We start from the raw sequence: 25,228 nt of genomic DNA, 5'->3' as shown, positions 1-25,228 counted from the left end.
TCTCATGTCGGTCGGTTACGGTCTGCGCGCCGACGTCACGCGGTAGACGTCGTAGACGCCCTCCACTCCCCTGACCGCCTTCAGGACGTGACCGAGGTGCTTGGGGTCACCCATCTCGAAGGTGAAGCGGGAGGTGGCCACCCGGTCGCGGGACGTCTGCACGGCCGCGGACAGGATGTTGACGTGCTGGTCGGACAGGACCCTGGTGACGTCCGAGAGCAGTCGCGAGCGGTCGAGGGCCTCCACCTGTATGGCGACAAGGAAGACCGAGGACTGCGTGGGCGCCCACTCGACCTCGAGGATCCGCTCGGGCTCACGGGACAGCGACTCGACGTTCACACAGTCGTTGCGGTGCACCGATACGCCGCTGCCGCGCGTGACGAAGCCGATGATGGGGTCGCCGGGGACGGGCGTACAGCAGCGGGCCAGCTTGACCCATACGTCGTCGACACCCTTGACGACCACGCCGGGGTCGGCGTTCGCACGGCGCTTGCGGCCGCGCGACGGGGGTGCGCTCTCGGCGATGTCCTCGTTGGCGGCCTCCTCGCCGCCGAGGGCCTGCACGAGCTTCTGGACGACGCTCTGCGCGGTGACGTGGCCTTCGCCGATCGCCGCGTACAGGGACGAGATGTCGGGGTAGCGCATCTCGTGCGCGAGCGTGACGAGGGAGTCGCCCGTCAGGATGCGCTGGATCGGCAGGTTCTGCTTGCGCATGGCGCGCGCGATGGCGTCCTTGCCCTGCTCGATCGCCTCGTCGCGGCGCTCCTTGGAGAACCAGGCGCGGATCTTGTTGCGCGCGCGGGGCGACTTGACGAAGCCCAGCCAGTCCCGCGAGGGCCCGGCGCCGGCCGCCTTGGAGGTGAAGACCTCCACCAGGTCGCCGTTGTCCAGGGTCGATTCGAGCGGTACGAGCCGCCCGTTGACCCGCGCTCCTATGGTGCGGTGGCCGACCTCGGTGTGGACCGCGTAGGAGAAGTCGACGGGGGTCGCTCCGGCCGGGAGCGCTATGACGTCGCCCTTCGGCGTGAAGACGAAGACCTCGTTGCGCGAGAGGTCGAAGCGCAGGGACTCCAGGAACTCGCCCGGGTCCTCCGTCTCCTTCTGCCAGTCGAGCAACTGGCGCAGCCACGCCATGTCGTTGAGGTGGTCGTCCTTGCCGGTGGCCTTCGGCTGGTCACTGCGCACCTTGGAGGCGCCCGCGACGGCCTCCTGCTTGTACTTCCAGTGCGCGGCGATGCCGTACTCGGCGCGGCGGTGCATGTCGAACGTACGGATCTGGAGTTCGACGGGCTTGCCGTTGGGGCCGATCACCGTCGTGTGCAGCGACTGGTACATGTTGAACTTGGGCATCGCGATGTAGTCCTTGAACCGGCCGGGGACCGGGTTCCATCGCGCGTGCACCGTGCCGAGGGCTGCGTAGCAGTCCCGCACCGTGTCGACAAGGACACGGATGCCCACCAGGTCGTAGATCTCCGCGAAGTCACGGCCGCGGACGATCATCTTCTGGTAGACGCTGTAGTAGTGCTTCGGGCGGCCGGTGACGGTCGCCTTGATGCGGGCGGCGCGCAGGTCGCTCTGCACCTCGTCGGTCACTATGGCGAGGTACTCGTCGCGCTTGGGCGCGCGCTCGGCCACCAGACGCACGATCTCGTCGTACATCTTGGGGTAGAGGATCGCGAAGGCGAGGTCCTCCAGCTCCCACTTGATGGTGTTCATGCCCAGGCGGTGCGCCAGCGGAGCGTAGATCTCCAGCGTCTCGCGGGCCTTCTTCTCCTGCTTCTCGCGCTTGAGGTAGCGCATCGTGCGCATGTTGTGCAGGCGGTCGGCGAGCTTGATGACCAGGACGCGCGGGTCCTTGGCCATGGCGACGACCATCTTGCGCACGGTCTCGGCCTGTGCGGCCTCGCCGAACTTGACCTTGTCGAGCTTGGTGACGCCGTCGACGAGGAGGGCGACCTGGTCACCGAAGTCGCGGCGCAGCGTGTCCAGGCCGTACTCGGTGTCCTCGACGGTGTCGTGCAGCAGGCCCGCCATGAGTGTCGCGGGGTCCATGCCCAGCTCGGCGAGGATCGTCGTCACCGCGAGCGGGTGCGTGATGTACGGGTCGCCGCTCTTGCGCTTCTGGCCGCGGTGCCAGCGCTCGGCGACCTGGTAGGCGCGCTCGACCTGGCGGAGCGTGGACGTCTCGATCTTCGGGTCGTTGCTGCGCACTATCCGCAGCAGCGGCTCGAGAACGGGGTTGTACGGGTTCGAGCGCTGCACGCCGAGACGGGCGAGGCGGGCGCGGACGCGGTTCGAGGAGCCGGAGCGGGTGGGCTGGCCTGCCGCGGGGCGCACCACGGGCGGCGTGGGCGGTGCGGCCGGAGCCGGGGCGGCGGCAGCGGGGCCGGGGGCGGGGCTCTTGCCGGCGGCGGGCTTGGGGCGCGGCTGCTGCTCGGCCCTCTTGCCTTCCGGGGTGCCGGTGGAGCCCGGCCCGGTCTGGCCGGTCTTCCCGGGCTTCGCGGGCACACCAGTGGGGGCCGCGGCCTGGTCGGCCTTCTGGTCGGGCTTGGCGGCTGTGGGTACCCCCACGCGCTCGGCGCTGGGGGAGAGTGGCTTGGCCTCGTCTGGCAACGGCGCTCCTCGTGCGCGACGGGTCCCCCGTTCAGGTCCCGGAGAGCCCATGGTATCGACACTGGGCCGCCCGCTCGCCTTCGGCCGGTGGGACGACTTTCAACAGGGCAAACGCAAAAGGCGGGCACCGGATTCCTCCGGGCCCGCCCTTACGCCTGTGACCAGGTGTTCAGACCATGAGCAGTGCGTCCAGCGGGGCGCCGTCAAGGGCCGGAAGCAGCCGTTCGCGGCCGCCCAGGAAACCCAGCTCCATCAGGACGGCGATGCCGGCGACCTCGGCGCCCGCGCGCCGGATGAGCCGCACCGACGCCTCGGCCGTGCCGCCGGTGGCGAGGACGTCGTCGATCACCATGACGCGGTCGCCCGCGACCAGGTCCTCGGCGTGCACCTCGATCTCGGCGGACCCGTACTCCAGGTCGTACGACTGGCTGAGCGTCGCCCCGGGGAGCTTGCCGGCCTTGCGTACGGGGATGAAGCCGAGCCCGGCGCGTACGGCGACGGGGGCGCCCAGGATGAACCCGCGCGCCTCCAGGCCGACCACCTTGGTGGCGCCGTTCGCTACGCAGAACTCCGCGAGGGCGTCAGTGAGTGCCGTGAAGGCCGACGGGTCCGCCAGGAGCGGGGTGATGTCCTTGAACATCACGCCCGGCTCCGGGTAGTCCGGCACATCGCGGATGCGGCTGTGGAGCAGCGCCGAGAGTTCTGCGAGCTCGGTCATCGGCGCTTCCCCGAGGGCCGGCCGCGGCCGCGGCCGCGCGACGCGGGCTGGTGGCGGGGGCCGACGACCGCAGCGGCCTCGTCGTCCGACGGGTCGTCGTCGAAGTCGTCGCCCTCGCCCTGTGCCTCCGGGGCCTCGGCGGACTCGCCCTTGGCGGCCGCCGCCGCGCGCTTGGCGAGCACGCGCCTCTTCAGGGCCTTGATCTGCGGGTCGCGTTCCTTGAGGTCGGCGACGAGCGGAGTGGCGATGAAGATCGACGAGTACGCACCGGCCGCGAGACCGACGAACAGCGACAGCGAGATGTCGTTCAGCATGCCGGCGCCGAGGAAACCGCCACCGATGAACAGCAGGCCCGCCACCGGCAGCAGCGCGACGATCGTGGTGTTGATCGAACGCACCAGCGTGCCGTTGATGGAGCGGTTGGCGATCTCGCTGTACGTGTAGCGGGTCTGCTTGGTGATGTCCTTCGTGCCCTCCTTCAAGGAGTCGAAGACGACCACCGTGTCGTAGAGCGAGTAACCGAGGATGGTCAGCAGACCGATCACCGTACCCGTGGTGACCTCGAAGCCGACCAGGGCGTAGATCCCGACCGTGATCGTGATGTCGTGGATCAGTGCGACCAGAGCCGCGATGGCCATGCGCCACTCGAAGGCGATGGCCAGATAGATCACCACGAGGATCATGAACACGATCAGGCCGGTCCATGCCTTGTTGGCGATCGTCTCGCCCCAGCTGGGTCCGACGAGGTCGGCGTTGATCTTCGCCTCGGGGACGTTCAGGTCCTTGGCGAGTTCGGTCTTGATCTGGTCGGACTTCGCGGTGTCCACGCCGGAGATCTGGATGCGCAGACCGCCGGTGCCGAGCTGCTGGACGATCGCGTCGTGCCCGGAGGCCGCTTCGGCGGAGCGCTCCGCCGTGCCCGCGGAGACGCTGGTCTTCGGGGTCGTGAAGACCGCGCCGCCCTCGAACTCGATGCCCATGTTCAGACCACGCACCGCCAGGCCGACGATGGCCGTGATGGTGATCAGGATCGAGATGCCGTACCAGATCTTGCGCTTGCCGATGAAGTCGTAGCCGACTTCACCGCGGATGAGCCGGGCGCCGAGATGGCCGAGCTTCGACATCTCACGCCTCCTTCGTGTCGACAGGGCCTACGGAAGAGCCGGGGGCACGGCGCGTACGGCGCAGTGGCGGCTTGGCGCCGAGGCGCTTCGGGTCGAGCCCGGACCACGGGTGTCCGCTCGCGAAGAACTTCTTGCGGGCCAGGATCGTCATCAGCGGCTTGGTGAACAGGAAGACGACGACCACGTCGAGCACGGTGGTCAGGCCGAGCGTGAACGCGAAGCCCTGGACCTTGCCGACGGTGACGACGAACAGCACCGCGGCGGCGAGGAACGACACGAAGTCGGAGACCAGGATCGTGCGCCGGGCCCGCGGCCAGGCGCGCTCGACGGAGGGCCGCAGCGAGCGCCCCTCACGGATCTCGTCCCTGATGCGTTCGAAGAACACGATGAACGAGTCGGCCGTGATACCGATCGCCACGATCGCGCCGCAGACCGCCGGCAGGTTCAGCGCGAAGCCGATGGCCGGGCCGAGGAGCGTCATGATCACGTAGGTGAGGACCGCGGACACGAGGAGCGAGGCGAGCGCGATCAGCGACAGGCCGCGGTAGTAGACCACCAGGTAGATCACGACCAGCAGGAGGCCGATGGCACCGGCGATCAGGCCGGCGTGCAGCTGCTCACCACCGAGGGCCGCGGTGACCGTCGTGACGCTCTGCTCCTGGAAGGAGAGCGGGAGCGCACCGTAGGACAGCACGTTGGCGAGGTCCTGGGCGGACTGCTGGTCGAAGCTGCCGGAGATCTCCGCGCTGCCGCTCAGGGTCGAGCTGACGCTGGGAGCCGAGACCACGTCGCCGTCGAGCACGATGGCGAACTGGTTCATCGGCGGCTGCTGCTGCGAGAGCTTGCTGGTGATCTTCGCGAACTTCTTCGAGCCACCGCCCGTGAAGTCCATGTTGACGACCCAGGCACCGGTCTGCTGGTTGATCGTGGCCTGCGCCTTGTCGACGTCCTTACCGTTCACCTCGGCGGGGCCGAGGATGTACTTCTCCCACTGGCCGGACGAGTTCTTGCCGCAGGCCACGGCGGTGTCCTCGGGCCTGACGCCCGAGGTGACCTGGCTGCGGGCGGCCTTGTCGGTGCAGTCGAGGTCCGTGAACTTCTTCTGCAGCGCGGCGGTGGCCGCGTCCGGGGTGGAGCTCGCCGAGGGGGTGGGCTTGCCGCTCGCGGAGGAGCTCGCGCTCGGCGTCGGGGAGGAGTCGGCCTTCAGGGCGTCGGTGACAGCACGGCCCTGCGAGGTCTGGGAGGCGGTCGGCGTGGGGGTCGGCGTGCTGGACGCCTTGCCCTTGCCGCCGTCCGTGGCCTTGTCGGCCGCCTTGTCGGTCGCCTTGCCCTTGTCCGAGCCCGAAGGGCTGGCGGACGGCTCGGGAGTGGGCGCACCGGCGGCAACGGTGAGCACGGGGCGGAAGTAGAGCTGGGCGGTCGTGCCGACCTGCTCGCGCGCCTGCGCCTCGTTCGTCCCCTTGGGGATGTTGACGATGATGTTGTCGGAGCCCTGGGTCTGGACCTCGGACTCCGTGACACCCAGACCGTTGACGCGGCGCTCGATGATGCTCACGGCCGTGTTCATGTTGGTCTGGTTGACCGCGTTCTTCTGACCCGGCTCACTCTTCGCCTTGAGCGTGATGCTCGTACCACCGGCGAGGTCGATGCCCAGGCGCGGCGTGGTGTGGCCGGACAGGAACATCCCGCCGGTCAGCGCCACCATCGCGATCAGGATGAAGGCCAGTGTGCGGCCCGGCCTGCTCTGGGCGCCGTGACTTCGGCCCTTCTTGGGTGCTGCCACCTTCTCGTTCTCCCTCTCCATCCGTCCAGCAGCGGGGTACGTGCCCGGACGGCCATGAAATGGTGTCGAGAATCCGTGCGGAAATCACACGTCCGGGACCGCGGAGCGCGAGCGGGCGCGCGCGGTCCTGGGGGCGTGACTACTTCGCGTCGGACTCGCCGTCGGTCTTCTTCGGCTCTGCGCCGTCGGCCTCGGGGGCTGCGTCAGTGGCGGCAGCCTCGTCCTTCTTGCCGAGGTCGATGCGCGAGTCGTCGGAAGCGCCGGCGGGCTCGTCGGTCTCGGTGAGGGAGGAAGCGTCGTCCGGCACGATCGCACCATCGGCGCCGAGGGCGTCGTGGTCATCGTTGTCATCACTCTCGGTGCCGTGGACGATGCGGTTGTACTCGTCGTCGCCGAGGACGGCGCCGATCGAGTTCTTCGCGTAGACGGCGTGGACGCCGGGGGCCACCTCCAGAAGGACCATCTCGTCGTGGACCTCCTTGACGGTGGCGTACATGCCCCCGATCGTGCGGACGCCGGAACCGGGCTGCATCTGGTCCCGCATCTGGCCTGCCGCCTGCTGCTTCTTCTTGGCGGAGCGGGTCATCAGGAACATGGCCCCGATGAGCACGATGAACGGGAGGAGGGTCACGATATTCACGGGACGGAAATTCCTTCGCACGACCGCGCACGTAAGCGGCCTGTTGGATGGGGGTGGGCACGCCGTCCACAAGGGCGGCATCGGCGGAGTCTAAGCGAGTCCACGCTCAAGGAACAACGCTCGACATGGCACCGGGGTTCCTGACCTCGCGACTACGCTGCGCGATCAGGTCCCGAACAGGTCCTGTTGTCCGCTTGTGCCTCTTATCTGCTGGGGCGGCGTGAGGCCGAGATGCGCCCAGGCCGCGGGGGTGGCGACCCGCCCACGCGGGGTACGGGCCAGCAGGCCTTCGCGTACGAGGAAGGGTTCGGCGACCTCCTCGACCGTCTCGCGCTCCTCTCCCACGGCGACCGCGAGGGTGGAGAGGCCGACGGGGCCGCCGCCGAAGAGCTTGATCAGCGCTTCGAGGACGGCGCGGTCGAGCCGGTCGAGGCCACGGCCGTCCACCTCGTAGACGCCGAGGGCCACCCCGGCGATGTCACGGGTGATGTGCCCGTCGGCCTTGACCTGCGCGTAGTCACGGACCCGACGCAGCAATCGGTTGGCGATACGGGGGGTGCCCCGGGAGCGGCCGGCGATCTCGGCGGCGCCCTGGGCGTCGATCTCCACGTCGAGGAGGTTCGCGGAGCGGTGGATGACGCGCTCCAGCTCGGCCGGCTCGTAGAACTCCATGTGCGCCGTGAAGCCGAAGCGGTCGCGCAGCGGCGGGGGCAGCAGGCCCGCGCGGGTGGTGGCGCCGACGAGGGTGAACGGGGGCAGCTCCAGCGGAATGGCCGTGGCGCCGGGGCCCTTGCCGACGATGACGTCGACCCGGTAGTCCTCCATCGCCATGTACAGCATTTCTTCGGCGGGGCGGGACATGCGGTGGATCTCGTCGAGGAAGAGGACCTCGCCCTCCTGGAGGGAGGAGAGGATCGCGGCCAGGTCGCCGGCGTGCTGGATGGCCGGGCCGCTGGTGATCCGGATGGGGGCGCCCATCTCGGCCGCGATGATCATGGAGAGCGTGGTCTTGCCGAGGCCTGGCGCTCCGGAGAGCAGGACGTGGTCGGCGGTGGCGCCACGCGCGCGTGCCGCCCTGAGGACCAGGTCGAGCTGTTCGCGGACCTTCTCCTGGCCGATGAACTCGCCCAGGTCCTTGGGGCGCAGGGCGGCCTCGACCGCTTGGTCCTCGCGGTCGGCGACAGAGCCCACGAGCCGCTCGGTGTCGGGCGTCGCGTCGGTCGTGTCGTCCCAGTTCATGAGGTGTGCCTCGCGGTGGTGGTGGTTCGGGCGGGGAGCGGGCGCGGCCCGGTCAGCGGGTGCGGTTCAGCGTCTGGAGCGCGGCCTTGAGGAGCTTGCCGACCTGCGGCGTGCCGACCTCCTCCTCGGCCTGCGGGGCGACCGCCTCGATGGCCTCGTCGGCCTCGCGGGTGGCGTAGCCGAGCCCGATGAGCGCGGCGTGCAGCTGGTCGCGCCAGCCGGAGGTCACGGGGGCTCCCACGCCCGTGCCGGTGCCGAGGGGCGCGCCGAGCCGGTCCTTCAGTTCGATGAGCAGCTTCTGGGCGCCCTTCTTGCCGATGCCGGGCACGGCGGTGAGCGACTTCTCGTCGCCGGAGGCCACCGCGCGGCGCAGGGCGTCGGGGCTGTGCACGGCGAGCATGGCCTGCGCGAGCCGGGGTCCGACACCGCTGGCGGTCTGGAGCAGCTCGAAGGTCTGCCGCTCGTCGTCGTCGGCGAAGCCGTAGAGCGTGAGCGAGTCCTCGCGTACGACGAGGGAGGTGGCGAGCTTGGCCTGCTGGCCGATGCGGAGCCCCGAGAGCGTGTTCGGGGTGCACTGGACGGCCATGCCGATGCCGCCGACCTCGACCACCGCGGTGTCAGGGGCGAGGGCGGCCACCGGGCCGCTGACGAAGGCGATCATGCGATACGGCCTTTCGGTGCTGTGGCAGGTTTCGATGCGTGCAGGGCGACGGCCTGCTGGAGTCTGTTCTGCGCGGGGGCGCGCCAGATGTGACAGATGGCGAGGGCCAGGGCGTCGGCCGCGTCGGCGGGCTTGGGGGGTGCGTCCAGTCTCAGCAGGCGTGTCACCATCGCGCCCACCTGCGCCTTGTCAGCCCGTCCGCTGCCCGTCACGGCGGCCTTGACCTCGCTGGGCGTGTGAAGGGCTACGGGGATGCCGCGGCGGCTGGCGCAGAGCATGGCGACCGCGCTCGCCTGGGCCGTCCCCATGACCGTCCGCACGTTGTGCTGGCTGAACACCCGCTCCACGGCGACGAATTCGGGCCGGTACTCGTCGAGCCACTGCTCGATGCCCTGCTCGATGGCGACGAGGCGGTGGCCCAACTCCGCGTCGGCCGGGGTCCGTACGACGCCGACACCACGCATCGTCAGGGGCCGCCCCGCGACCCCCTCGACCACGCCGACACCGCACCGGGTCAACCCCGGGTCCACGCCGAGTACGCGCACCCCGCCCCTCCTTCGATAGCCAGTTTGTGCAGGCTATCGGGTACCGCTGACAATGCGACGGGCCGACGGGGCGTGTGTCCCGTCGGCCCGTGCGCTGCCTGCGTGTCAGGCGTCGACCTTCTCCATGACCTCGTCGCTCACGTCGAAGTTGGCGAAGACGTTCTGCACGTCGTCGCTGTCCTCGAGCGCGTCGATGAGCTTGAAGATCTTGCGGGCGCCCTCCTCGTCCAGCTCGACCTGCATGGTCGGGACGAAGTTGGCGTCGGCCGAGTCGTAGTCGATGCCGGCCTCCTGGAGCGCGGTGCGCACCGCGACCAGGTCGGTGGCCTCGCTGAGCACCTCGAAGGACTCACCGAGGTCGTTGACCTCTTCGGCACCCGCGTCGAGCACGGCACCGAGGATGTCGTCCTCGGACAGCTCACCCTTGGGGACGATCACGACACCCTTGCGGTTGAACAGGTACGAGACGGAGCCGGGGTCGGCCATGTTGCCGCCGTTGCGGGTCATGGCGACACGCACGTCGGACGCGGCGCGGTTGCGGTTGTCGGTGAGGCACTCGATGAGCACCGCGACACCGTTGGGACCGTAGCCCTCGTACATGATCGTCTCGTAGTCGGCGCCACCGGCCTCGAGGCCGGCGCCGCGCTTGACCGCGGAGTCGATGTTCTTGTTAGGGACCGAGCTCTTCTTGGCCTTCTGGATGGCGTCGAAGAGCGTCGGGTTGCCGGACACGTCGGAGCCGCCCGTGCGGGCAGCGACCTCGATGTTCTTGATCATCTTCGCGAAGAGCTTGCCGCGCTTGGCGTCGATCACGGCCTTCTTGTGCTTCGTCGTAGCCCATTTAGAGTGGCCGGACATCTGCCTGTCTCCTTCGCGTAACCAACCCAGTACGAACTCCCCCTGGCCTCAAGGGCCGGGGGACCCCCCGAGATCCTACAAGGACCCGGCCACCAGCTTCGCCCGCACCATGTCGACGAACAGCGCGTGCATCCTGTGGTCGCCGGTCAGCTCGGGGTGGAAGGACGTGGCGAGGGCGTTTTCCTGCCGTACAGCGACTATGTGCCCGTCGTACTCCGCGAGTACCTCGGCACGGGCGCCCACCGACTCGACCCAGGGGGCGCGGATGAAGACGCCCTCCACGGGATCGCCCTCCACGCCGCGTACGTCGACCGCCGCCTCGAAGGACTCGTTCTGACGCCCGAAGGCGTTGCGGCGCACGATCATGTCGATCCCGCCGACCGTCTCCTGGCCCGAACGCGGGTCGAGGATCTTGTCGGCGAGAAGGATCATGCCCGCACAGGTGCCGTACACCGGCATGCCCTCACGCACGCGCGCGCGAAGGGGCTCCATGAGCCCGAACAGGACGGCCAGCTTGGAGATGGTGGTCGACTCCCCGCCGGGCAGGACGATGCCGTCCACCTCGGCGAGTTCCTCGGGCCGCCGCACGGGCCTGGCCACGGCGTCCGCCGTGGCCAGGGCGACGAGGTGCTCCCGTACGTCGCCCTGGAGCGCAAGGACGCCCACTACGGGAGAGGTCATTACCAGCCCCGGTTCGCGTAGCGCTCGGTCTCGGGGAGGGTGTCGCAGTTGATGCCGACCATGGCCTCGCCCAGGTTTCGGGAGGCGTCCGCGATGATCTTGGGGTCGTCGTAGAAGGTGGTGGCCTTCACGATGGCGGCGGCGCGCTTGGCGGGGTCACCGGACTTGAAGATGCCGGAGCCGACGAAGACACCCTCGGCGCCGAGCTGACGCATCAGGGCGGCGTCGGCGGGCGTGGCGACACCACCGGCGGAGAACAGCACCACCGGCAGCTTGCCGAGTTCGGAGACCTCCTTGACGAGCTCGTAGGGGGCGCGCAGCTCCTTGGCGGCGGCGTACAGCTCGTTGTTGTCGAAGCCGCGCAGCCTGGCGATCTCGTTCTTGATCTGGCGCAGGTGGCGGACGGCCTCGACGACGTTGCCCGTGCCGGCCTCACCCTTCGAGCGGATCATGGCCGCGCCCTCGGCGATGCGGCGCAGGGCCTCGCCCAGGTTGGTGGCACCACACACGAAGGGGGTCGTGAACGCGAACTTGTCGCTGTGGTTGACCTCGTCGGCCGGGGTCAGCACCTCGGACTCGTCGATGTAGTCGACGCCGAGCGACTGCAGGACCTGGGCCTCGACGAAGTGACCGATGCGCGACTTGGCCATGACCGGGATGGAGACGGCCTCGATGATCTCTTCGATCATGTTCGGGTCGGACATCCGGGCCACGCCGCCGTCCTTGCGGATGTCGGCCGGCACCCGCTCCAGCGCCATGACGGCCACCGCGCCGGCGTCCTCGGCGATCTTCGCCTGCTCGGCGTTGACGACGTCCATGATCACGCCGCCCTTGAGCTGCTCGGCCATGCCGCGCTTCACGCGTGCGGTGCCGGTGGTTTCGACGGACTGGGGGGTGCTGGACACGGGTGACCTCGCTCGGTGGAAAAAGGGGGGTTGCTACTCCACAGAGGAAACGCCCCGCGACCAGTCCACATCAAGGGCCAATGTCCGACCGGTGGCTCATTCTTCGCGAATGCGCCTGGTCACCATCGTGTTATGTGGTCGACCGGTCGGCCGCTTTATGTGGCGGGCCCGGCGAGCACTCATGTGGTGGACCGGTCGGCCAGCCCTTATGTGGTGTACCGGTCGGCCAGCCCTTATGTGGTGGGCCGGTCGGCGAGCGCGACGGGCGCTTCATCGTCCATCTCGAAGGCCAGGGGGAACGGCGCGTGACCCGCGAGCCGGAACCAGCGCACCGTGCGGTGCCTGCGCAGGGCGCGTGCGGCCCGTACGGCGTCGTTGTGGAAGCGCCGGGCCATCGGCACCCTGCGGACGGCCTGAGCGAGCTCCTCGGCCGCGTCGGGGCCGCCCGGGGCGGCGCGCACCGCCTCCATCTGCCCGGCCTCGCCGAACACGGCGCGCAGCGCCTGGCTCAGCTCGCTCTCGGCGACCTCCCGGTGGTCCTCCTCGGCCTGCCGCGCCGCGTGCGCGGCCTCGTACAGGACGATCGAGGCGGCGGGGTCGAGCACTCCGGAGGTGGCCAGCTCCTGTGCCACCGAGGCGCGGCGCAGCAGTTGGGCGTCGAGGGCGGCGCGGGCCGCGTCGATCCGGGCGTGCAGCCGGTCGAGACGGCCCGCTGTCCAGCTCAGGTAGAGGCCGACCGCGATGAGGAAGACCGCGATCCAGATCAAAGTGGAGGTCACGGGCGCAAAGGCTACAGCCGTGCACCGCACCGGCGATCAGCCGCGTGCGGGACGGGAGGGACGTACCGGTTTGTGCGCGTGGCGCGCCGGTACGTCCCGTCAGTCGCGGGCGAGCCCGAACCGGGCCCGCAGTCCGCTGCGTTCGTCGGTGGCCACGGCCGCTGCGCCCGTGGTCACCGTCTCGTACACGGACAGGATGTCCGCCCCCACGGTCGACCAGTCGAAGCGCCGCACGTGCTTGCTGCCGCGCTCGCGCAGCTCCTCGCGCCGGCCGGCGTCGCCCAGGAGCCGGACGGCCGAGTCCGCCAGAGCGTTCGCGTCCTCGTTGGCGAACAGCTCCCCCGCGCCGCCCTGGTCGAGGACCTGGGCGAACGCGTCGAGATCGGAGGCCAGGACGGGCGCGCCCGCCGACATGGCCTCGACCAGGATGATGCCGAAGCTCTCGCCGCCGGTGTTGGGGGCCACGTACACGTCGACGCTGCGCAGCAGCCGGGCCTTGTCCTCGTCGCTGACCATGCCGAGGAACACGACCTGTTCGCGCATCTCGGCGGGCAGGCTCTCGACGGCCTCCTCCTCGTCACCGCGTCCGGCCACGAGCAGCCGGGTCCCGGGCCGCTCGGCAAGGATCCTCGGCAGGGCCCTCATCAGCACGGGAAGACCCTTGCGGGGCTCGTCGATGCGCCCGATGAAGCCGATGGTGCCTCCCTGCCACTCGGCCTTGGGCTCGGCGCGGGCGAAGAAGTCCACGTCGACGCCGTTCGGGATGACGACGGCGTCCCCGCCGAGGTGCTCCACGAGCGTGCGGCGCGCGTACTCGCTCACCGCGATCCGCGCGCTGATCTTCTCCAGGGCGGGCTGGAGGATCGGATACGCGGCGATCATGGCGCGGGACCGCGGGTTCGACGTGTGGAACGTGGCGACGATCGGGCCCTGCGCGGCCCAGCAGGAGAGCAGCCCCAGCGAGGGGGAGGCCGGCTCATGGATGTGGATCACGTCGAACGTGCCGTCGTGCAGCCAGCGGCGCACGCGCGCGGCGCTCAGGAAGCCGAAGTTGAGCCGGGCGACCGAGCCGTTGTAGGGCACGGGGACGGCACGGCCCGCCGAGACGACGTACGGCGGCAGCGGGGTCTCGTCGTCGGCCGGGGCGAGGACGGACACCTCGTGACCCAGGGCGATGAGGTGCTCCGCGAGGTCGCGGATGTGGAACTGGACGCCGCCCGGTACGTCCCAGGAGTACGGGCAGACGATGCCGATCTTCACGGTCGGCGCTCCTCGAGGTCAGCGAGCCACAAGCGCTGCAGCATGTGCCAGTCCTCCGGGTGGTCGGCGATCCCTGTGGCGAAGGCGTCGGCCAGCGCCTGCGTCATGACAGACGTCTTTTCGGCGCGCGTACCTGTCTCGGGCACCTCGATGGGGGCGTGGATGCGTCCGCGCATGACGGGCGACTCGTCGTACCAGAGGGTGACCGGGAGGAGCAGTGCGCCGGTCTGCTGGGCGAGTATCGCCGGGCCCGCGGGCATGCGGGCGGTGTCTCCGAAGAACTTCACCTCGACGCCGGACTCGGACAGATCGCGGTCGGCGACCAGGCAGACCAGGCCGCCGGCGCGCAGCCGGCGCGCGAGCGTGCCGAAGGCGGATCCGCCGTCGTGCGGCAGGACCTCCATGCCGAGGCTCTCGCGGTAGGCCACGAAGCGGTCGTAGAGGGTCTCGGGCTTGAGGCGCTCGGCGACCGTCGTGAACGGGGTCTCCAGCTTGGTGGTGACCCAGGCGCCCGCCAGGTCCCAGTTGCCCAGGTGGGGCAGGGCCAGGATGACGCCCTTGTCGGAGGCGAGGCCGTCGGTGAGGAGGTGGGCGTCGTCGATGTCGAAGCCGTTCCTGACCCGGTCCGCGCTCCAGGACGGCAGCCGGAACGACTCCATCCAGTACCGCAGGTACGAGCGCATGCCCGCCTTGGAGAGCTGCTTGAGGCGCTCCGGGGAGGCGTCGGGCACCACGCGCGCGAGGTTGGACTCCAGGCGCAGGACGCTCTTGCCGCGCCGCTTCCACGCGAGGTCGGCGATGGTGTGGCCCAGGCGGACCGCGACGGGCTCGGGGAGCTTCTTGACCGTGCTCCAGCCCGCTCCGTAGAGGGCGTCGACGAGTCGTTCACGCGCGTTGCTCACGATGCGGTCCCGCTCTCCTGGGAGGCCTCGGCTGCGGCCTCGGCGTCGGCCTCGGCCGACTCCCTGCGGACGGTCACCATCCGCTGGATCAGCGTCACGAGGCTGCCCGCGGCGACGGCCCACAGGGCGATCGGCAGCAGGATCTGGATGCCGGGCACACCGAACGTGTGCAGCCCCGCGAGGCCGGCGGCGACGAGGGTGATCACGAGCCGCTCGGCGCGCTCCACCAGACCGTTGACCGCGACGGGCAGGCCGATGGCCTCACCGCGGGCCTTGGTGTACGACACGACCTGGCCGCTGGCGAGGCAGAAGATGGAGACGGCGCACAGCATGTTGTCGTCGCCGGATCCCGCGTACCAGAGGGCGAGGCCGCCGAAGATCGCGCCGTCCGCGACGCGGTCGAGCGTGGAGTCGAGGAACGCGCCCCAGCGGCTGGTGCGGCCGAGCTGGCGCGCCATGTTGCCGTCCACGAGGTCCGAGAACACGAACAACGTGATGACGATCGTGCCCCAGAAGAACTCCCCACGGGGGAAGAAGACCAGCGCGCCCGCCACGACCCCGGCCGTACCGAGGAGCGTGACCGCGTCGGGGCTGACCCCGCGACGGATGAGAAACGCGGCGAACGGTGTGAGGACACGCGTGAAGAATGCACGCGCGTACTTGTTCAGCATGGCCTTCCCGAGGGTCGGATGGCCGCGCGGCCCTTCTGGCCACCGGCTGGCCCATCGTAGTCACGCGCGCGCGTGGACGACCTACGGGCACCCGCGTGCCCCGGGGGATCACGTACGACGTATGGACGCACCGTGACGCGAGTGGAAAGCTCGAAGACACCGCGGGCGTCGTCGGAGCCGCCATCGCGGGTCCCGCGTGTCCGCGCCCAATGGGACCCCCTCTTCAGCAGGGGTGCCACCTCACCGTGCAAGTAACCGGGAGGCAAGGCATGGGCGACAAGGCGAACACACACTCCGGAGCCGCCGGCAGGGCTACGGCGGCCGACCACCCCGCGTCCGTGAGGAATGTGGTGCTGGTCGGCCACAGCGGATCGGGCAAGACGACGTTGGTGGAGGCTCTCGCGCTGACCGCGGGGGCGGTGAACAGGGCGGGCCGGGTGGAGGACGGGACCGCCGTTTCCGACTACGACGAGATCGAGCACCGGCAGCAGCGGTCGGTGCAGCTCTCCCTGGTGCCCCTCGAATGGGACGGGTACAAGATCAATCTTCTGGACACCCCGGGATACGCGGATTTCGTCGGGGAGCTGAGGGCCGGTCTGCGAGCAGCGGATGCGGCCCTCTTCGTCGTCTCGGCGTCCGACGGGCCCGAGACCATGGCGGGCGCGACGCGCATGGTGTGGGAGGAGTGCGCGGCGGTCGGCATGCCACGCGCCATCGTGGTGACGCATCTGGAGGCGGCGCGGTCCGACTTCGAACAGATGACGCGGACCTGTGAGACGTTCTTCGGCGGCGACGACCCGGACGCCGTCATCCCGCTCTACCTGCCCCTGCACGGCGAGCCGGGGCACGACGGGCACGCGCCGGTCACCGGCCTCGTCGGCCTCCTGTCGCAGCGCGTGTTCGACTACGCGTCGGGCGAGCGCAAGGAGTCCGAGCCGGACCCCGATCAACTGCCGCTCATCGAGGAGGCACGCAACCGTCTGATCGAGGGGATCATCGCCGAGAGCGAGGACGAGACCCTCATGGACCGCTATGTGAGCGGCGAGGAGATCGACTACAAGACGCTGGTCGGTGACCTGGAGCGGGCCGTCGCGCGCGGTGTCTTCCACCCGGTGCTCGCCGCGGCCCCCGCGGCTCCGGGCGCCCGCCAGGGCATCGGCACGGTCGAGCTGCTCGAACTGATCACGGGCGGCTTCCCCACTCCCCTGGAGCGCGCGGCCCCCGTGGTCACCACCCCGTCGGGCGACGCGCGCACGGTGAACGTCTGTGATCCGGACGGCCCCCTGGTCGCCGAGGTGGTGAAGACGGCGTCCGATCCGTACGTGGGCCGGATCTCGCTGGTACGGGTCTTCTCCGGAACCCTGCGACCCGACGACACGGTGCATGTGTCGGGGCACGGCCTCGCCGACCGCGGCCACGAGGACCACGACGTCGACGAACGCATCGGCGCCCTCTCGTCGCCCTTCGGGAAACAGCAGCGCGTGCTCTCCCACTGCATCGCCGGTGACATGGCGTGCGTGGCCAAGCTCGGCAGGGCGGAGACCGGCGACACCCTCTCCGCCAAGGACGACCCGCTCCTCATGGAGCCGTGGGACATGCCGGACCCACTGCTGCCGCTGGCGATCCAGGCACACAGCAAGCCGGACGAGGACAAGCTCTCGCAGGGCCTGTCCCGACTGGTCGCCGAGGACCCGACGATGCGGCTCGAACAGAACCAGGCCACCCACCAGGTCGTCCTGTGGTGCCTCGGTGAGGCGCATGCGGACGTCGCCCTGGAGCGGCTGCGCAACCGGTACGGCGTCCAGGTCGACGTCGTCCCCCACAAGGTCTCGCTGAGGGAGACGTTCGCCGACAGGTCGGCGGGGCGCGGGCGCCATGTGAAGCAGTCCGGCGGGCACGGGCAGTTCGCGATCTGCGAGATCGAGGTGGAGCCGCTGCCGAACGGCTCCGGCATCGAGTTCGTGGACAAGGTCGTCGGCGGTGCGGTGCCGCGGCAGTTCATCCCGTCCGTGGAGAAGGGCGTACGGGCACAGGCCGCGAAGGGCGTGGCCGCGGGCTATCCCCTCATCGACGTGCGGATCACGCTGCTCGACGGCAAGTCGCACTCGGTGGACTCCTCCGACGCGGCGTTCCAGACGGCGGGCGCGCTGGCGCTGCGGGAGGCGGCGGCGGACGCGAAGATCCATCTCCTGGAGCCGGTCGCCGAGGTGCAGGTGCTCGTCGCGGACGACTACGTGGGCGCGGTGATGAGCGACCTGTCGGGGCGGCGCGGCCGCGTGGTCGGCACGGAACAGGCACCGGGGTCTCGCACGCTCGTACGAGCCGAGATCCCGGAGATCGAGATCGGCCGGTACGCGGTGGACCTGCGGTCGCTCTCGCACGGCACGGGGCGCTTCAGCCGGGCGTACACGCGGCACGAGCCGATGCCTTCGCAGCTGGGCGACAGGATGCGCGAACAGGCGCAGGACGTCTCGTAGTTGACCGTCCCCCGGCCACTCGCCAGCCAGGCCGCCCGACCGGTCCCCTTCCGGGCGGGCGGCTTCGGCCGTCCCCTGACGGATGTCGGTGCGCCCGGATACGCTGATGACCTGATCAAGCCGATGACCTGATCAACAGGTGTGCGGGGCAAGGAAGTCGGGAAAGCCGCAGGAGCGAAGGCGCGCGGCGATGGGGGCGGCAGTGGCGGACGACGTATTCGACTTCAGGCCCGGGGCGCAGGTGCCGCTGCACGGCTCCGCGGGCCAGACCGCGGCCACGTACGCCCTCGCTTCGGCGGCGTACCGGGACGCGAAGGTGGACGATCTGCTCGCCGCCAACAGCGAGTGGCACAAGTCCGAAGTGAAGAAGGGCATTTGGTCGCTGGCCGCGCCGAATCTGGGCGAGGCGTTCTCGCGAGCCGTCCAGGGCCGGCTGCTCGGCGGCGCCCGCAAGCCGCTCATCCAGTCCTTCGGCACCGAGCCGCAGGTCGTCGTCGAGCACTGTCTCGCGGCGAACCGGATCCGTAAGCAGCGGGACAGCTGGCTGACGGCCGTGACGGCGCTGTGCGGTCTGCTCTTCCTGCCCGGCCTGATCGCGTGGCTGCTCGTCTTCCAGATCCGCCGCATGATCGGCAAACACGCGAACAAGCGCACGGCCGCCCTGTTCACGACGCTGATGGTGGCCGTCGCGGCCGTCGCCGTGATCTTCCTGGTCCGGCTGCCGTTCACCGGCTTCTGGGCCTGGTATCTGCGCGCGGCGATCGTGGCGCCAGTGGTCGGATGGCTGTGGGCCCGGCAGATCTGCGAGCGCACGGCGCAGGACATGCGGGAGCGCTGGGACAGCCTGCTCGCGGGCGGCGGCATCGGCGCCAAGATCCCGGAGGCGGTGCCCGGCAGCCCCGGCGAGACGGCCGCCGAGCGGCTGCGCCAGAGCCTCGCCAAGCTGACCGCCGAGCAGCAGTCGAACGCCGTGTTCTACGCGGGCCCCAAGGGCATCCTCGGCATGGGCACCCGCTGGGGCAGCTGGCAGCTCGCCGAGGAGCTGATCCCCCGCGACGAGGGAGCGGAGATCCATCCGTTCCGCAGCTGGGACGTCATACGGGCGATCCACGACAAGCTGCGGCTCCTGGAGCGCGGCCCGCTGCACACGGGCGGGTTCCCGACGCCGTCGATCAAGCACTGGATCGTCTCGCCGATCGGGGAGAACGCGAAGAAGGTGGCCCGCCCCAGCGGCACCGACGTCGAGGCCTTCCAGATCAAGAACCACGAGATACAGCGGATCTGCAACGAGCAGCAGTTCGGCAGCGGCGACCGCCACTACCTGGGCGTGCAGTTCACGCTCTGGGACGGCCAGTTGGTCATCACGATGCTGATCACGGTGACGGTGCTGCACGAGACGCTGCGCATCGAGATCACGGGCCATGCTCTCGGCCCGGTGCACTCCCTGTTCACGACGAAGCCCGAGCCGAAGATCAAGGAAGTCGCCAAGGCCATCAAGTTCTGGGAGACGGTGGAGAAGAAGCTCCCCCTCATCGAGCCCGACGAGGTGGTCCGCCTCGCGGTGCGCGCGCCCTTCACGTGGTACCCGCCGCTCCTGGACTTCATCGGCGGCAAGCTGATCCTGCCCGAGCCCTTCGGACTGCGGCACGCCTGGGCGGACAAGCCGTGGCGGCACCGCTTCATGGCGGACGACGCGCTGCGCACGGCCACCCCGGTCCTGCGCGTGGTGCACGCGGCGGCGATCAAGGTGCTTGAGGAGAACGGCGTGGACACGGAGAAGTTCGGTACGCGCTCGTCGTTCCTCAGCAACCTGGTCCAGGCCCCGACGCCCATGAACGCCGACGTGTACGACGCGTAGCCGGGCCCGGCCGGCCCGGCACGGAAGCGCCCGGCCGGCCGGTCACCATCGTCTCAGTCGGCGTCCGGCCAGGCCTTGGCCAACGCGGTCCTGGTGTCGCCGAGCAGCTGCGGCAGCACCTTGGTGTGACCCACCACGGGCATGAAATTGGTGTCGCCGCCCCAGCGCGGAACGATGTGCTGGTGCAGGTGCGCGGCAATGCCGGCCCCCGCCACCGCGCCCTGGTTCATGCCGATGTTGAAGCCGTGCGCCCCGGACGCGGTGCGCAGCGCGGCCATCGCGCGCTTGGTGAAGAGGGCCAGCTCGGCGGTCTCGCCGTCGTCCAGATCCGTGTAGTCGGCGACGTGCCGGTACGGCAGCACCATCAGGTGGCCGCCGTTGTACGGATAGAGGTTGAGGATCGCGTAGACGCTCGCGCCGCGCGCCACGATCAGCGCTTCCTCGTCGGTCATGCCGGGTGCGGCGCAGAACGGACAGCCGTCGTCGGCTCCCGGTCCGGTCGGCTTGTTCTCCCCCTGGATGTAGGCCATCCGGTGCGGCGTCCAAAGGCGCCCGAACCCGTCCGGCTCACCCACCGGCCCCGTGTGCTGCTCCGGCTCACTCGTCATGAGGTGCAGCATATGGCTTCGCCCGTTCGGAGCGTGTCGGCGGGGCAGGCCCCGGTCCCCGCCCGCGATCCTGGACCGATGGACGAGAGACGGCGCACGCCGTGGGAGCACCGGATGGAGACCCCGCTGACGCTGGCGTCCCTGCTGTTCCTCGCGTCGTACGCGGTCAGAGTCCTGGGGCACGGGCTTCCGGACGCGGTGCGCGACGCCTGTCTCGCGGTGACCTGCGCCGCCTGGGCCGTCTTCGCGCTGGACTTCGCCGTCCGATGGCGCCACAGCGGCAAGGGGCTCTCGTTCGTGCGCCGCCACTGGCTGGACGCGGTGGTCATGGTGCTGCCGCTGCTGCGCCCGCTGCAGGTCGTGCGGACCTACGACGCCGTGCGGCGGCGGCACGCACAACCGCGGCTCAGCCTGCACGCGCGCGTGGCGACCTACGCCGGGATGTCCGCCACGCTGCTCGGATTCGCGGCGTCACTGGCCGTGTACCAGGTCGAGCGCGGGCAGCCGCACGCCACGATCCGTACCTTCGGGGACTCCGTGTGGTGGGCCTGCTCGACGCTGGCGACCGTCGGATACGGGGACGTGGTGCCGGTGACCCTGCTCGGGCGTCTGGTGGCGGTGGCGCTGATGGGGTGCGGTGTGGCGCTGCTCGGAGCGATCACGGGCTCGTTCTCGTCCTGGATGTTCCAGGTGTTCCGGCGCGACGACGAGGAGAGGCCCCCGGAAGACTTCCCGGGGGCCTCTTGATGTCGTGCGTCGCTGCCGTCAGCGGCGGGCGTCAGACCTGCACGCGCTCCTCGACGACCTTGACGATCTTCTCGATCGCCTCGTCGACGGGGATGCCGTTCTCCTGCGAGCCGTCGCGGTAGCGGAAGGAGACGGCGCCGGCCGCCATGTCCTCGTCGCCCGCGATGATCATGAACGGCACCTTCTGCTTCTGCGCGTTCCTGATCTTCTTCTGCATACGGTCCGACGAAGAGTCCACGTCGACGCGCAGCCCCTTCCTCTTCGCCTTGGTCGCGAACTCCTCGAGGTACGGGATGTGCGCGTCGCCGATCGGGATACCGACCGCCTGCACCGGCGCGAGCCAGGCCGGGAAGGCACCCGCGTAGTGCTCGAGGAGCACCGCGAAGAACCGCTCGATGGAGCCGAACAGCGCACGGTGGATCATGACCGGGCGCTGCTTGGTGCCGTCGGGGCCGGTGTACTCCAGGTTGAAGCGCTCCGGCAGGTTGAAGTCGAGCTGCACGGTCGACATCTGCCAGGTGCGGCCGATGGCGTCCTTCGCCTGGACGGAGATCTTCGGGCCGTAGAACGCGGCGCCGCCCGGGTCCGGGACCAGCGGGAGGCCCTGCTTCTCGGCGACCTGGCGCAGCGTCTCGGTGGCCTCTTCCCAGACCTCGTCCGAGCCGACGAACTTCTCCGGGTCCTTGGTGGACAGCTCCAGGTAGAAGTCGGTGAGGCCGTAGTCGCGCAGCAGGCCGAGGACGAAGGTGAGCGTCTTGTCGAGCTCCTCCGCCATCTGCTCCTTGGTGCAGTAGATGTGCGCGTCGTCCTGCGTGAAGCCGCGGGCGCGGGTGAGGCCGTGCACGACGCCCGACTTCTCGTACCGGTACACGGTGCCGAACTCGAAGAGGCGCAGCGGCAGTTCACGGTAGGAACGCCCGCGCGCATCGAAGATCAGGTTGTGCATCGGGCAGTTCATGGGCTTGAGGTAGTAGTCCACGCCCTCGTCGAGCTGCATGGGCGGGTACATGCCGTCGGCGTACCAGTCCAGGTGGCCGGAGGTCTCGAAGAGCTTCCCCTTCGTGGCGTGGGGGGTGTAGACGAACTCGTAACCCTCCTCCTCGTGCCGGCGGCGCGAGTAGTCCTCCATGACCCGGCGGATGATGCCGCCCTTGGGGTGGAAGACGGCCAGACCGGAACCGATCTGGTCGGGGATGGAGAACAGGTCCAGCTCGTTGCCGAGCTTGCGGTGGTCGCGCTTCTCGGCCTCGGCGAGGAACTCCAGGTGCGCCTTCAGCTCGTCCTTCGACGGCCAGGCGGTGCCGTAGATGCGCTGGAGCATCGGGTTCTTCTCGCTGCCGCGCCAGTACGCCGCCGCGTTCCGCATCAGCTTGAACGCGGGGATGTTGCGGGTGGTGGGCAGGTGGGGACCGCGGCAGAGGTCCTTCCAGCACAGGTCACCGGTCTTGGCGTCGAGGTTGTCGTAGATGGTCAGCTCGCCGCCGCCCACCTCGACATTCGCACCGTCGTCGGTGGACGCGGAGCCCTTGATGCCGATGAGCTCCAGCTTGTACGGCTCGTCGGCCAGCTCCTCGCGGGCGGCCTCGTCGGTGACGACACGGCGCGAGAAGCGCTGCCCGCGCTTCTGGATCTCCTGCATCTTCTTCTCGATGGCCTTGAGATCCTCGGGCGTGAAGGGCTTCTCCACGTCGAAGTCGTAGTAGAAGCCGTCCTTGACCGGCGGGCCGATGCCCAGCTTGGCGTCGGGGAACAGCTCCTGCACGGCCTGCGCCATCACGTGGGCGGTGGAGTGGCGCAGGATGCCCAGGCCGTCCTCGGAGGAGATCTCGACGGGCTCGACCTCCTCGCCGTCCTGCACGGCGTACGCGAGGTCCTTCAGCTCGCCGGCCACACGGGCGGCGACGATGGTGCGCTCGCCGGCGAAGAGCTCGGCGGCCGTAGTGCCCGTCGTCACCACGCGCTCTTCCCGCTCGGAATCGCGTTGGATGATCACACGGACGTCTGACACCGGGCTCTCCTGCCTGAAGGGGGCACGCGATGACCTGGCCACGCGCGCAATACACAGAGGATCGTACCGAGCCCGGGGCCCGACTCGCGAAACGGTATCAACGCGGCCCGCACCGCGATCCCCGTCCACGCGCCGGGAACCCCCTGCTCACGAGCCCGTGAGCTCAGTCGTCCCCGCTGCACGCCTCTTCGAAGAAGTCCAGATTCTCCTGGAGCGACTTCATCAGCCGGTCGCGCTCGGCCTCCTCCACCTGTACGGGCACCACCTCACTCGCCCCGGTCAGCCGCCGGAAGCCGCCCCGGCTCTCCAGCCGCCCGTGCACCCTGATCGGCAGCCCCACGAGATGCGCGTGCCCCGCCGTCCGGTACGCCTCCTCGTCCAGCGTCATCCGGACGTGCGGCACATCGGCGCCCCCTAGGACGTGCAGCCGCACCGTGCCTTCTCCGCGCGGCCCCGATCTACGCATGCGCACGACGGTCCCGGTGACGCGGACGGCGATGGACGGCTCGGCCTGCAGATAGCGGGCGCTCGCCTCCCGCAGCACCGCCAGGTCGCCGGGCGAGAACTCGACGGGCGCGTCCCCGGCCGTGCACTCGTCGGGCACCCCGGCCGCCGGTGACCACTCGACGCCGACCCGGGCTCCCTCCGTACCGCGGACGAGGGCGACGAGCGCTTCGATGAGCTCGTGGCTCACCCCCGCCTCGACAGCGCCGTCGAAGGCGTCCATGCCGCCGGTGGCCCGCCGGTAGTCGATGGCCTCGCGGGCCGCGTACAGCGCCTGGTGGAGACGGACTGCGAGCGCGCGCCCCGCGGCGACGGGCACGAACGCGGTGAGCCTGCGGCCGCCGGGGGCGTCACCGACGAGGACGGTCTCCAGCGACGCGGCTGCGGGCCTGCGGTGGCGGGCGCCGTAGTAGCCGGCCCTGCCCCGGGCGGCGAGCGCGGCGGCCAGCAGCATCCGGCGGGCGGCGGTGCGCAGTTGCTCCTCCACCGGCCACGCGGCGCTGCCCGCGGGCCCGGCCGGCACATCGCGCCACCAGCGGATCTCGTCGCTCGGCACGGCGAGCGAGACGAGGACCTCCCGCGCGGAGGGCGACCCGCTGCGCTCCAGGGCCTCGAGCGCCTCGCCGAGCAGGTCGTCGCTGTCGGGAAAGGCGCGGGTCTCCGGCACGAGCAGGCTGGTGCGCCCGGAGGCGCCGGGCAGCGTCCAGCGCACATAGCGCCCGGTGGCGCCGCCGCGGCGTTCCCAGCCGTGCCGGTCGAGCAGTGCGTTGAGCACGACCGGGTCGACCTGCTCCGGTCCGGGGCCTTCGAGGTCGGCGGGGTGCGATCGGGCGGTGTTCAGGGCGCGAAGGCGATCGTCGGTCGGGCGGTGCTGCATCAGGGGTCTCCCTCCCTGTCCGTCAGGGCCTCGCGCGTTGCCCGTCAGGGCCTCCCGCGTCCTTCAGGGCCTTCCGCCCGTCCCGATCCGCGTCATGATCTCGCAGAGCGCACGGTCGTCGAAGATCCGCGAGGTCGGGATGCGCACGGTGGTGCGGCGCCGTCCTGTCACGGGGTGGCCGGCCAGGTTGGTCCAGTAGCAGCAGTGCCGCAGGTCGAGCCGGTCGTGGCCGGCCCGCAGCCAGTCGTCCTGCGAACGCGGCACGATCATCACGACCAGGATCTTGTGCACCGACACCGGTGTGCGGGCGAGTTTCTCCAGGTGCGCGTTGTCGAGCGTGAAGGAGAAGGACGGCCCCGGCGGGTTCGGCGAGAGCTGGTACGTGCACTTGAGCTGCACCTTGATGGTGACCTCGTCGTCGACCGTGTGCCCGGGGGCGCTGTGGCTGACGTGCCAGTCGATTCCGTTGTCAGGGAACGGCTGAGAGAGCGAACAGCCCGCGGCTGCCGCTACGGCGTGCAGATAGCCCACCTGCAGTGTCTCCATGCAGGCGGTGGTGGCGAGTGTGCCGCGCGGCGGTGCGATCCGCTCGGGCAGCAGCCCACCCTGTTCGGGCTGCGCGAGCGCCATGTCCAACTGACCTTCCGAAACAGGTGAATCTCCTGGGCGGGCCGCTGAACTGCCGTGACCCGTATCTGTGTTGTCTCCGGTCGGCGTACGACGCAAACAGCCCGGGTATCACCGAAACGGGCAGCAGCGAGGGGCCATCT

General features: G+C 70.0%; 22 protein-coding genes. 3 read left to right on the top strand and 19 right to left on the bottom strand.

The features are described 5' to 3' along the window. Positions 1-15: 15 nt before the first annotated feature. The 15 genes from OG758_RS37715 to pgsA form a co-directional block, all read right to left on the bottom strand. Positions 16-2,613, bottom strand: coding sequence for a RelA/SpoT family protein (locus OG758_RS37715; RefSeq protein ID WP_326713984.1), 2,598 nt, complete (start codon positions 2,611-2,613; stop codon positions 16-18). Positions 2,614-2,782: 169 nt separating this feature from the next. Next, positions 2,783-3,331 carry an adenine phosphoribosyltransferase gene (locus tag OG758_RS37710; RefSeq protein WP_266566526.1) on the bottom strand — a complete coding sequence of 183 codons (549 nt, stop codon included), beginning with the start codon at positions 3,329-3,331 and terminating at the stop codon, positions 2,783-2,785. After that, positions 3,328-4,455, bottom strand: coding sequence for a protein translocase subunit SecF (gene secF, locus OG758_RS37705; RefSeq protein WP_326713983.1), 1,128 nt, complete (start codon positions 4,453-4,455; stop codon positions 3,328-3,330). The genes OG758_RS37710 and secF overlap by 4 nt, the downstream gene beginning before the upstream one ends. A gap of 1 nt (position 4,456) precedes the next feature. Then, positions 4,457-6,238, bottom strand: coding sequence for a protein translocase subunit SecD (gene secD / locus OG758_RS37700; RefSeq protein ID WP_326713982.1), 1,782 nt, complete (start codon positions 6,236-6,238; stop codon positions 4,457-4,459). 139 nt (positions 6,239-6,377) lie between these two features. After that, positions 6,378-6,878: a preprotein translocase subunit YajC gene (gene yajC, locus OG758_RS37695; protein WP_266566520.1), complete on the bottom strand. Its 501-nt coding sequence runs from the start codon at positions 6,876-6,878 to the stop codon at positions 6,378-6,380. Between the two features lie 165 nt (positions 6,879-7,043). Beyond that, positions 7,044-8,117: a Holliday junction branch migration DNA helicase RuvB gene (gene ruvB / locus OG758_RS37690; RefSeq protein WP_326713981.1), complete on the bottom strand. Its 1,074-nt coding sequence runs from the start codon at positions 8,115-8,117 to the stop codon at positions 7,044-7,046. A 52-nt stretch (positions 8,118-8,169) separates the two neighbouring features. Further along, positions 8,170-8,778 carry a Holliday junction branch migration protein RuvA gene (gene ruvA / locus OG758_RS37685; RefSeq protein WP_326713980.1) on the bottom strand — a complete coding sequence of 203 codons (609 nt, stop codon included), beginning with the start codon at positions 8,776-8,778 and terminating at the stop codon, positions 8,170-8,172. Then, positions 8,775-9,323 (bottom strand): crossover junction endodeoxyribonuclease RuvC, encoded by a 549-nt coding sequence (gene ruvC, locus OG758_RS37680; protein ID WP_116503365.1) that lies wholly within the window; start codon positions 9,321-9,323, stop codon positions 8,775-8,777. The genes ruvA and ruvC overlap by 4 nt, the downstream gene beginning before the upstream one ends. Before the next feature lie 105 nt (positions 9,324-9,428). Then, a complete protein-coding gene (locus OG758_RS37675) occupies positions 9,429-10,181 on the bottom strand; it encodes a YebC/PmpR family DNA-binding transcriptional regulator (RefSeq protein ID WP_326713979.1) in 753 nt (250 codons plus the stop codon). A gap of 75 nt (positions 10,182-10,256) precedes the next feature. Next, the gene (gene pdxT / locus OG758_RS37670; RefSeq protein WP_326713978.1) at positions 10,257-10,862 is read right to left on the bottom strand and encodes a pyridoxal 5'-phosphate synthase glutaminase subunit PdxT; all 606 of its coding nucleotides are present in this window, start codon (positions 10,860-10,862) and stop codon (positions 10,257-10,259) included. Beyond that, complete coding sequence (pdxS, locus tag OG758_RS37665) at positions 10,862-11,710, bottom strand: pyridoxal 5'-phosphate synthase lyase subunit PdxS (RefSeq protein WP_362906110.1); 849 nt, start codon at positions 11,708-11,710, stop codon at positions 10,862-10,864. The genes pdxT and pdxS overlap by 1 nt, the downstream gene beginning before the upstream one ends. 290 nt (positions 11,711-12,000) lie before the next feature. After that, on the bottom strand, positions 12,001-12,546 hold the full coding sequence (locus tag OG758_RS37660) for a hypothetical protein (protein WP_326713977.1): 546 nt from the start codon (positions 12,544-12,546) through the stop codon (positions 12,001-12,003). A 99-nt stretch (positions 12,547-12,645) separates the two neighbouring features. After that, positions 12,646-13,806 (bottom strand): glycosyltransferase family 4 protein, encoded by a 1,161-nt coding sequence (locus tag OG758_RS37655; protein ID WP_326713976.1) that lies wholly within the window; start codon positions 13,804-13,806, stop codon positions 12,646-12,648. Next, positions 13,803-14,708: a phosphatidylinositol mannoside acyltransferase gene (locus tag OG758_RS37650; RefSeq protein ID WP_326713975.1), complete on the bottom strand. Its 906-nt coding sequence runs from the start codon at positions 14,706-14,708 to the stop codon at positions 13,803-13,805. Before OG758_RS37650 ends, OG758_RS37655 begins: the two co-directional genes overlap by 4 nt. Further along, positions 14,705-15,379 carry a phosphatidylinositol phosphate synthase gene (gene pgsA / locus OG758_RS37645; RefSeq protein WP_326713974.1) on the bottom strand — a complete coding sequence of 225 codons (675 nt, stop codon included), beginning with the start codon at positions 15,377-15,379 and terminating at the stop codon, positions 14,705-14,707. Before pgsA ends, OG758_RS37650 begins: the two co-directional genes overlap by 4 nt. 269 nt (positions 15,380-15,648) lie before the next feature. Here pgsA and OG758_RS37640 point away from each other — a divergent pair, with 269 nt between their 5' ends. After that, positions 15,649-17,856, top strand: coding sequence for an elongation factor G-like protein EF-G2 (locus OG758_RS37640; RefSeq protein WP_326713973.1), 2,208 nt, complete (start codon positions 15,649-15,651; stop codon positions 17,854-17,856). 190 nt (positions 17,857-18,046) lie between these two features. Beyond that, the gene (locus OG758_RS37635; protein ID WP_326713972.1) at positions 18,047-19,714 is read left to right on the top strand and encodes a hypothetical protein; all 1,668 of its coding nucleotides are present in this window, start codon (positions 18,047-18,049) and stop codon (positions 19,712-19,714) included. Positions 19,715-19,767: 53 nt separating this feature from the next. Here the strand turns inward: OG758_RS37635 and OG758_RS37630 are convergent, their stop codons facing one another. Continuing rightward, a complete protein-coding gene (locus OG758_RS37630) occupies positions 19,768-20,334 on the bottom strand; it encodes an HIT family protein (RefSeq protein WP_116503347.1) in 567 nt (188 codons plus the stop codon). 66 nt (positions 20,335-20,400) lie between these two features. Between OG758_RS37630 and OG758_RS37625 the strand changes: the two genes are divergently transcribed. Further along, positions 20,401-21,069, top strand: a complete 669-nt coding sequence (locus OG758_RS37625) for a potassium channel family protein (protein WP_326713971.1) — start codon at positions 20,401-20,403, stop codon at positions 21,067-21,069. A gap of 31 nt (positions 21,070-21,100) precedes the next feature. Here the strand turns inward: OG758_RS37625 and thrS are convergent, their stop codons facing one another. From thrS to OG758_RS37610, 3 genes are all read right to left on the bottom strand, one after another. After that, on the bottom strand, positions 21,101-23,077 hold the full coding sequence (thrS, locus tag OG758_RS37620) for a threonine--tRNA ligase (RefSeq protein WP_326713970.1): 1,977 nt from the start codon (positions 23,075-23,077) through the stop codon (positions 21,101-21,103). 163 nt (positions 23,078-23,240) lie between these two features. Further along, positions 23,241-24,458, bottom strand: coding sequence for a hypothetical protein (locus tag OG758_RS37615; protein ID WP_326713969.1), 1,218 nt, complete (start codon positions 24,456-24,458; stop codon positions 23,241-23,243). Positions 24,459-24,521: 63 nt separating this feature from the next. After that, positions 24,522-25,088 carry a DUF4365 domain-containing protein gene (locus OG758_RS37610; protein ID WP_326713968.1) on the bottom strand — a complete coding sequence of 189 codons (567 nt, stop codon included), beginning with the start codon at positions 25,086-25,088 and terminating at the stop codon, positions 24,522-24,524. Positions 25,089-25,228: the final 140 nt, after the last annotated feature.

This window comes from Streptomyces sp. NBC_01474 (genome assembly GCF_035918215.1).
GTDB classification, from domain to species: Bacteria; Actinomycetota; Actinomycetes; order Streptomycetales; family Streptomycetaceae; genus Streptomyces; species Streptomyces aureus.
Note: the sequence above shows the minus strand (reverse complement) of the source record. Positions and strands in the feature narration are given on the sequence as shown.

Excerpts from the sequence above, each read along its gene's own strand:
- OG758_RS37710 (WP_266566526.1), bottom strand. The coding sequence starts at position 3,331 with ATGACCGAGCTCGCAGAACTCTCGGCGCTGCTCCACAGCCGCATCCGC.
- secF (WP_326713983.1), bottom strand. The coding sequence starts at position 4,455 with ATGTCGAAGCTCGGCCATCTCGGCGCCCGGCTCATCCGCGGTGAAGTC.
- ruvB (WP_326713981.1), bottom strand. The coding sequence starts at position 8,117 with ATGAACTGGGACGACACGACCGACGCGACGCCCGACACCGAGCGGCTC.
- ruvA (WP_326713980.1), bottom strand. The coding sequence starts at position 8,778 with ATGATCGCCTTCGTCAGCGGCCCGGTGGCCGCCCTCGCCCCTGACACC.
- OG758_RS37675 (WP_326713979.1), bottom strand. The coding sequence starts at position 10,181 with ATGTCCGGCCACTCTAAATGGGCTACGACGAAGCACAAGAAGGCCGTG.
- pdxT (WP_326713978.1), bottom strand. The coding sequence starts at position 10,862 with ATGACCTCTCCCGTAGTGGGCGTCCTTGCGCTCCAGGGCGACGTACGG.
- pdxS (WP_362906110.1), bottom strand. The coding sequence starts at position 11,710 with ATGGCCGAGCAGCTCAAGGGCGGCGTGATCATGGACGTCGTCAACGCC.
- pgsA (WP_326713974.1), bottom strand. The coding sequence starts at position 15,379 with ATGCTGAACAAGTACGCGCGTGCATTCTTCACGCGTGTCCTCACACCG.
- OG758_RS37640 (WP_326713973.1), top strand. The coding sequence starts at position 15,649 with ATGGGCGACAAGGCGAACACACACTCCGGAGCCGCCGGCAGGGCTACG.
- OG758_RS37635 (WP_326713972.1), top strand. The coding sequence starts at position 18,047 with ATGGGGGCGGCAGTGGCGGACGACGTATTCGACTTCAGGCCCGGGGCG.
- OG758_RS37630 (WP_116503347.1), bottom strand. The coding sequence starts at position 20,334 with ATGCTGCACCTCATGACGAGTGAGCCGGAGCAGCACACGGGGCCGGTG.
- OG758_RS37625 (WP_326713971.1), top strand. The coding sequence starts at position 20,401 with ATGGACGAGAGACGGCGCACGCCGTGGGAGCACCGGATGGAGACCCCG.
- OG758_RS37615 (WP_326713969.1), bottom strand. The coding sequence starts at position 24,458 with ATGCAGCACCGCCCGACCGACGATCGCCTTCGCGCCCTGAACACCGCC.
- OG758_RS37610 (WP_326713968.1), bottom strand. The coding sequence starts at position 25,088 with ATGGCGCTCGCGCAGCCCGAACAGGGTGGGCTGCTGCCCGAGCGGATC.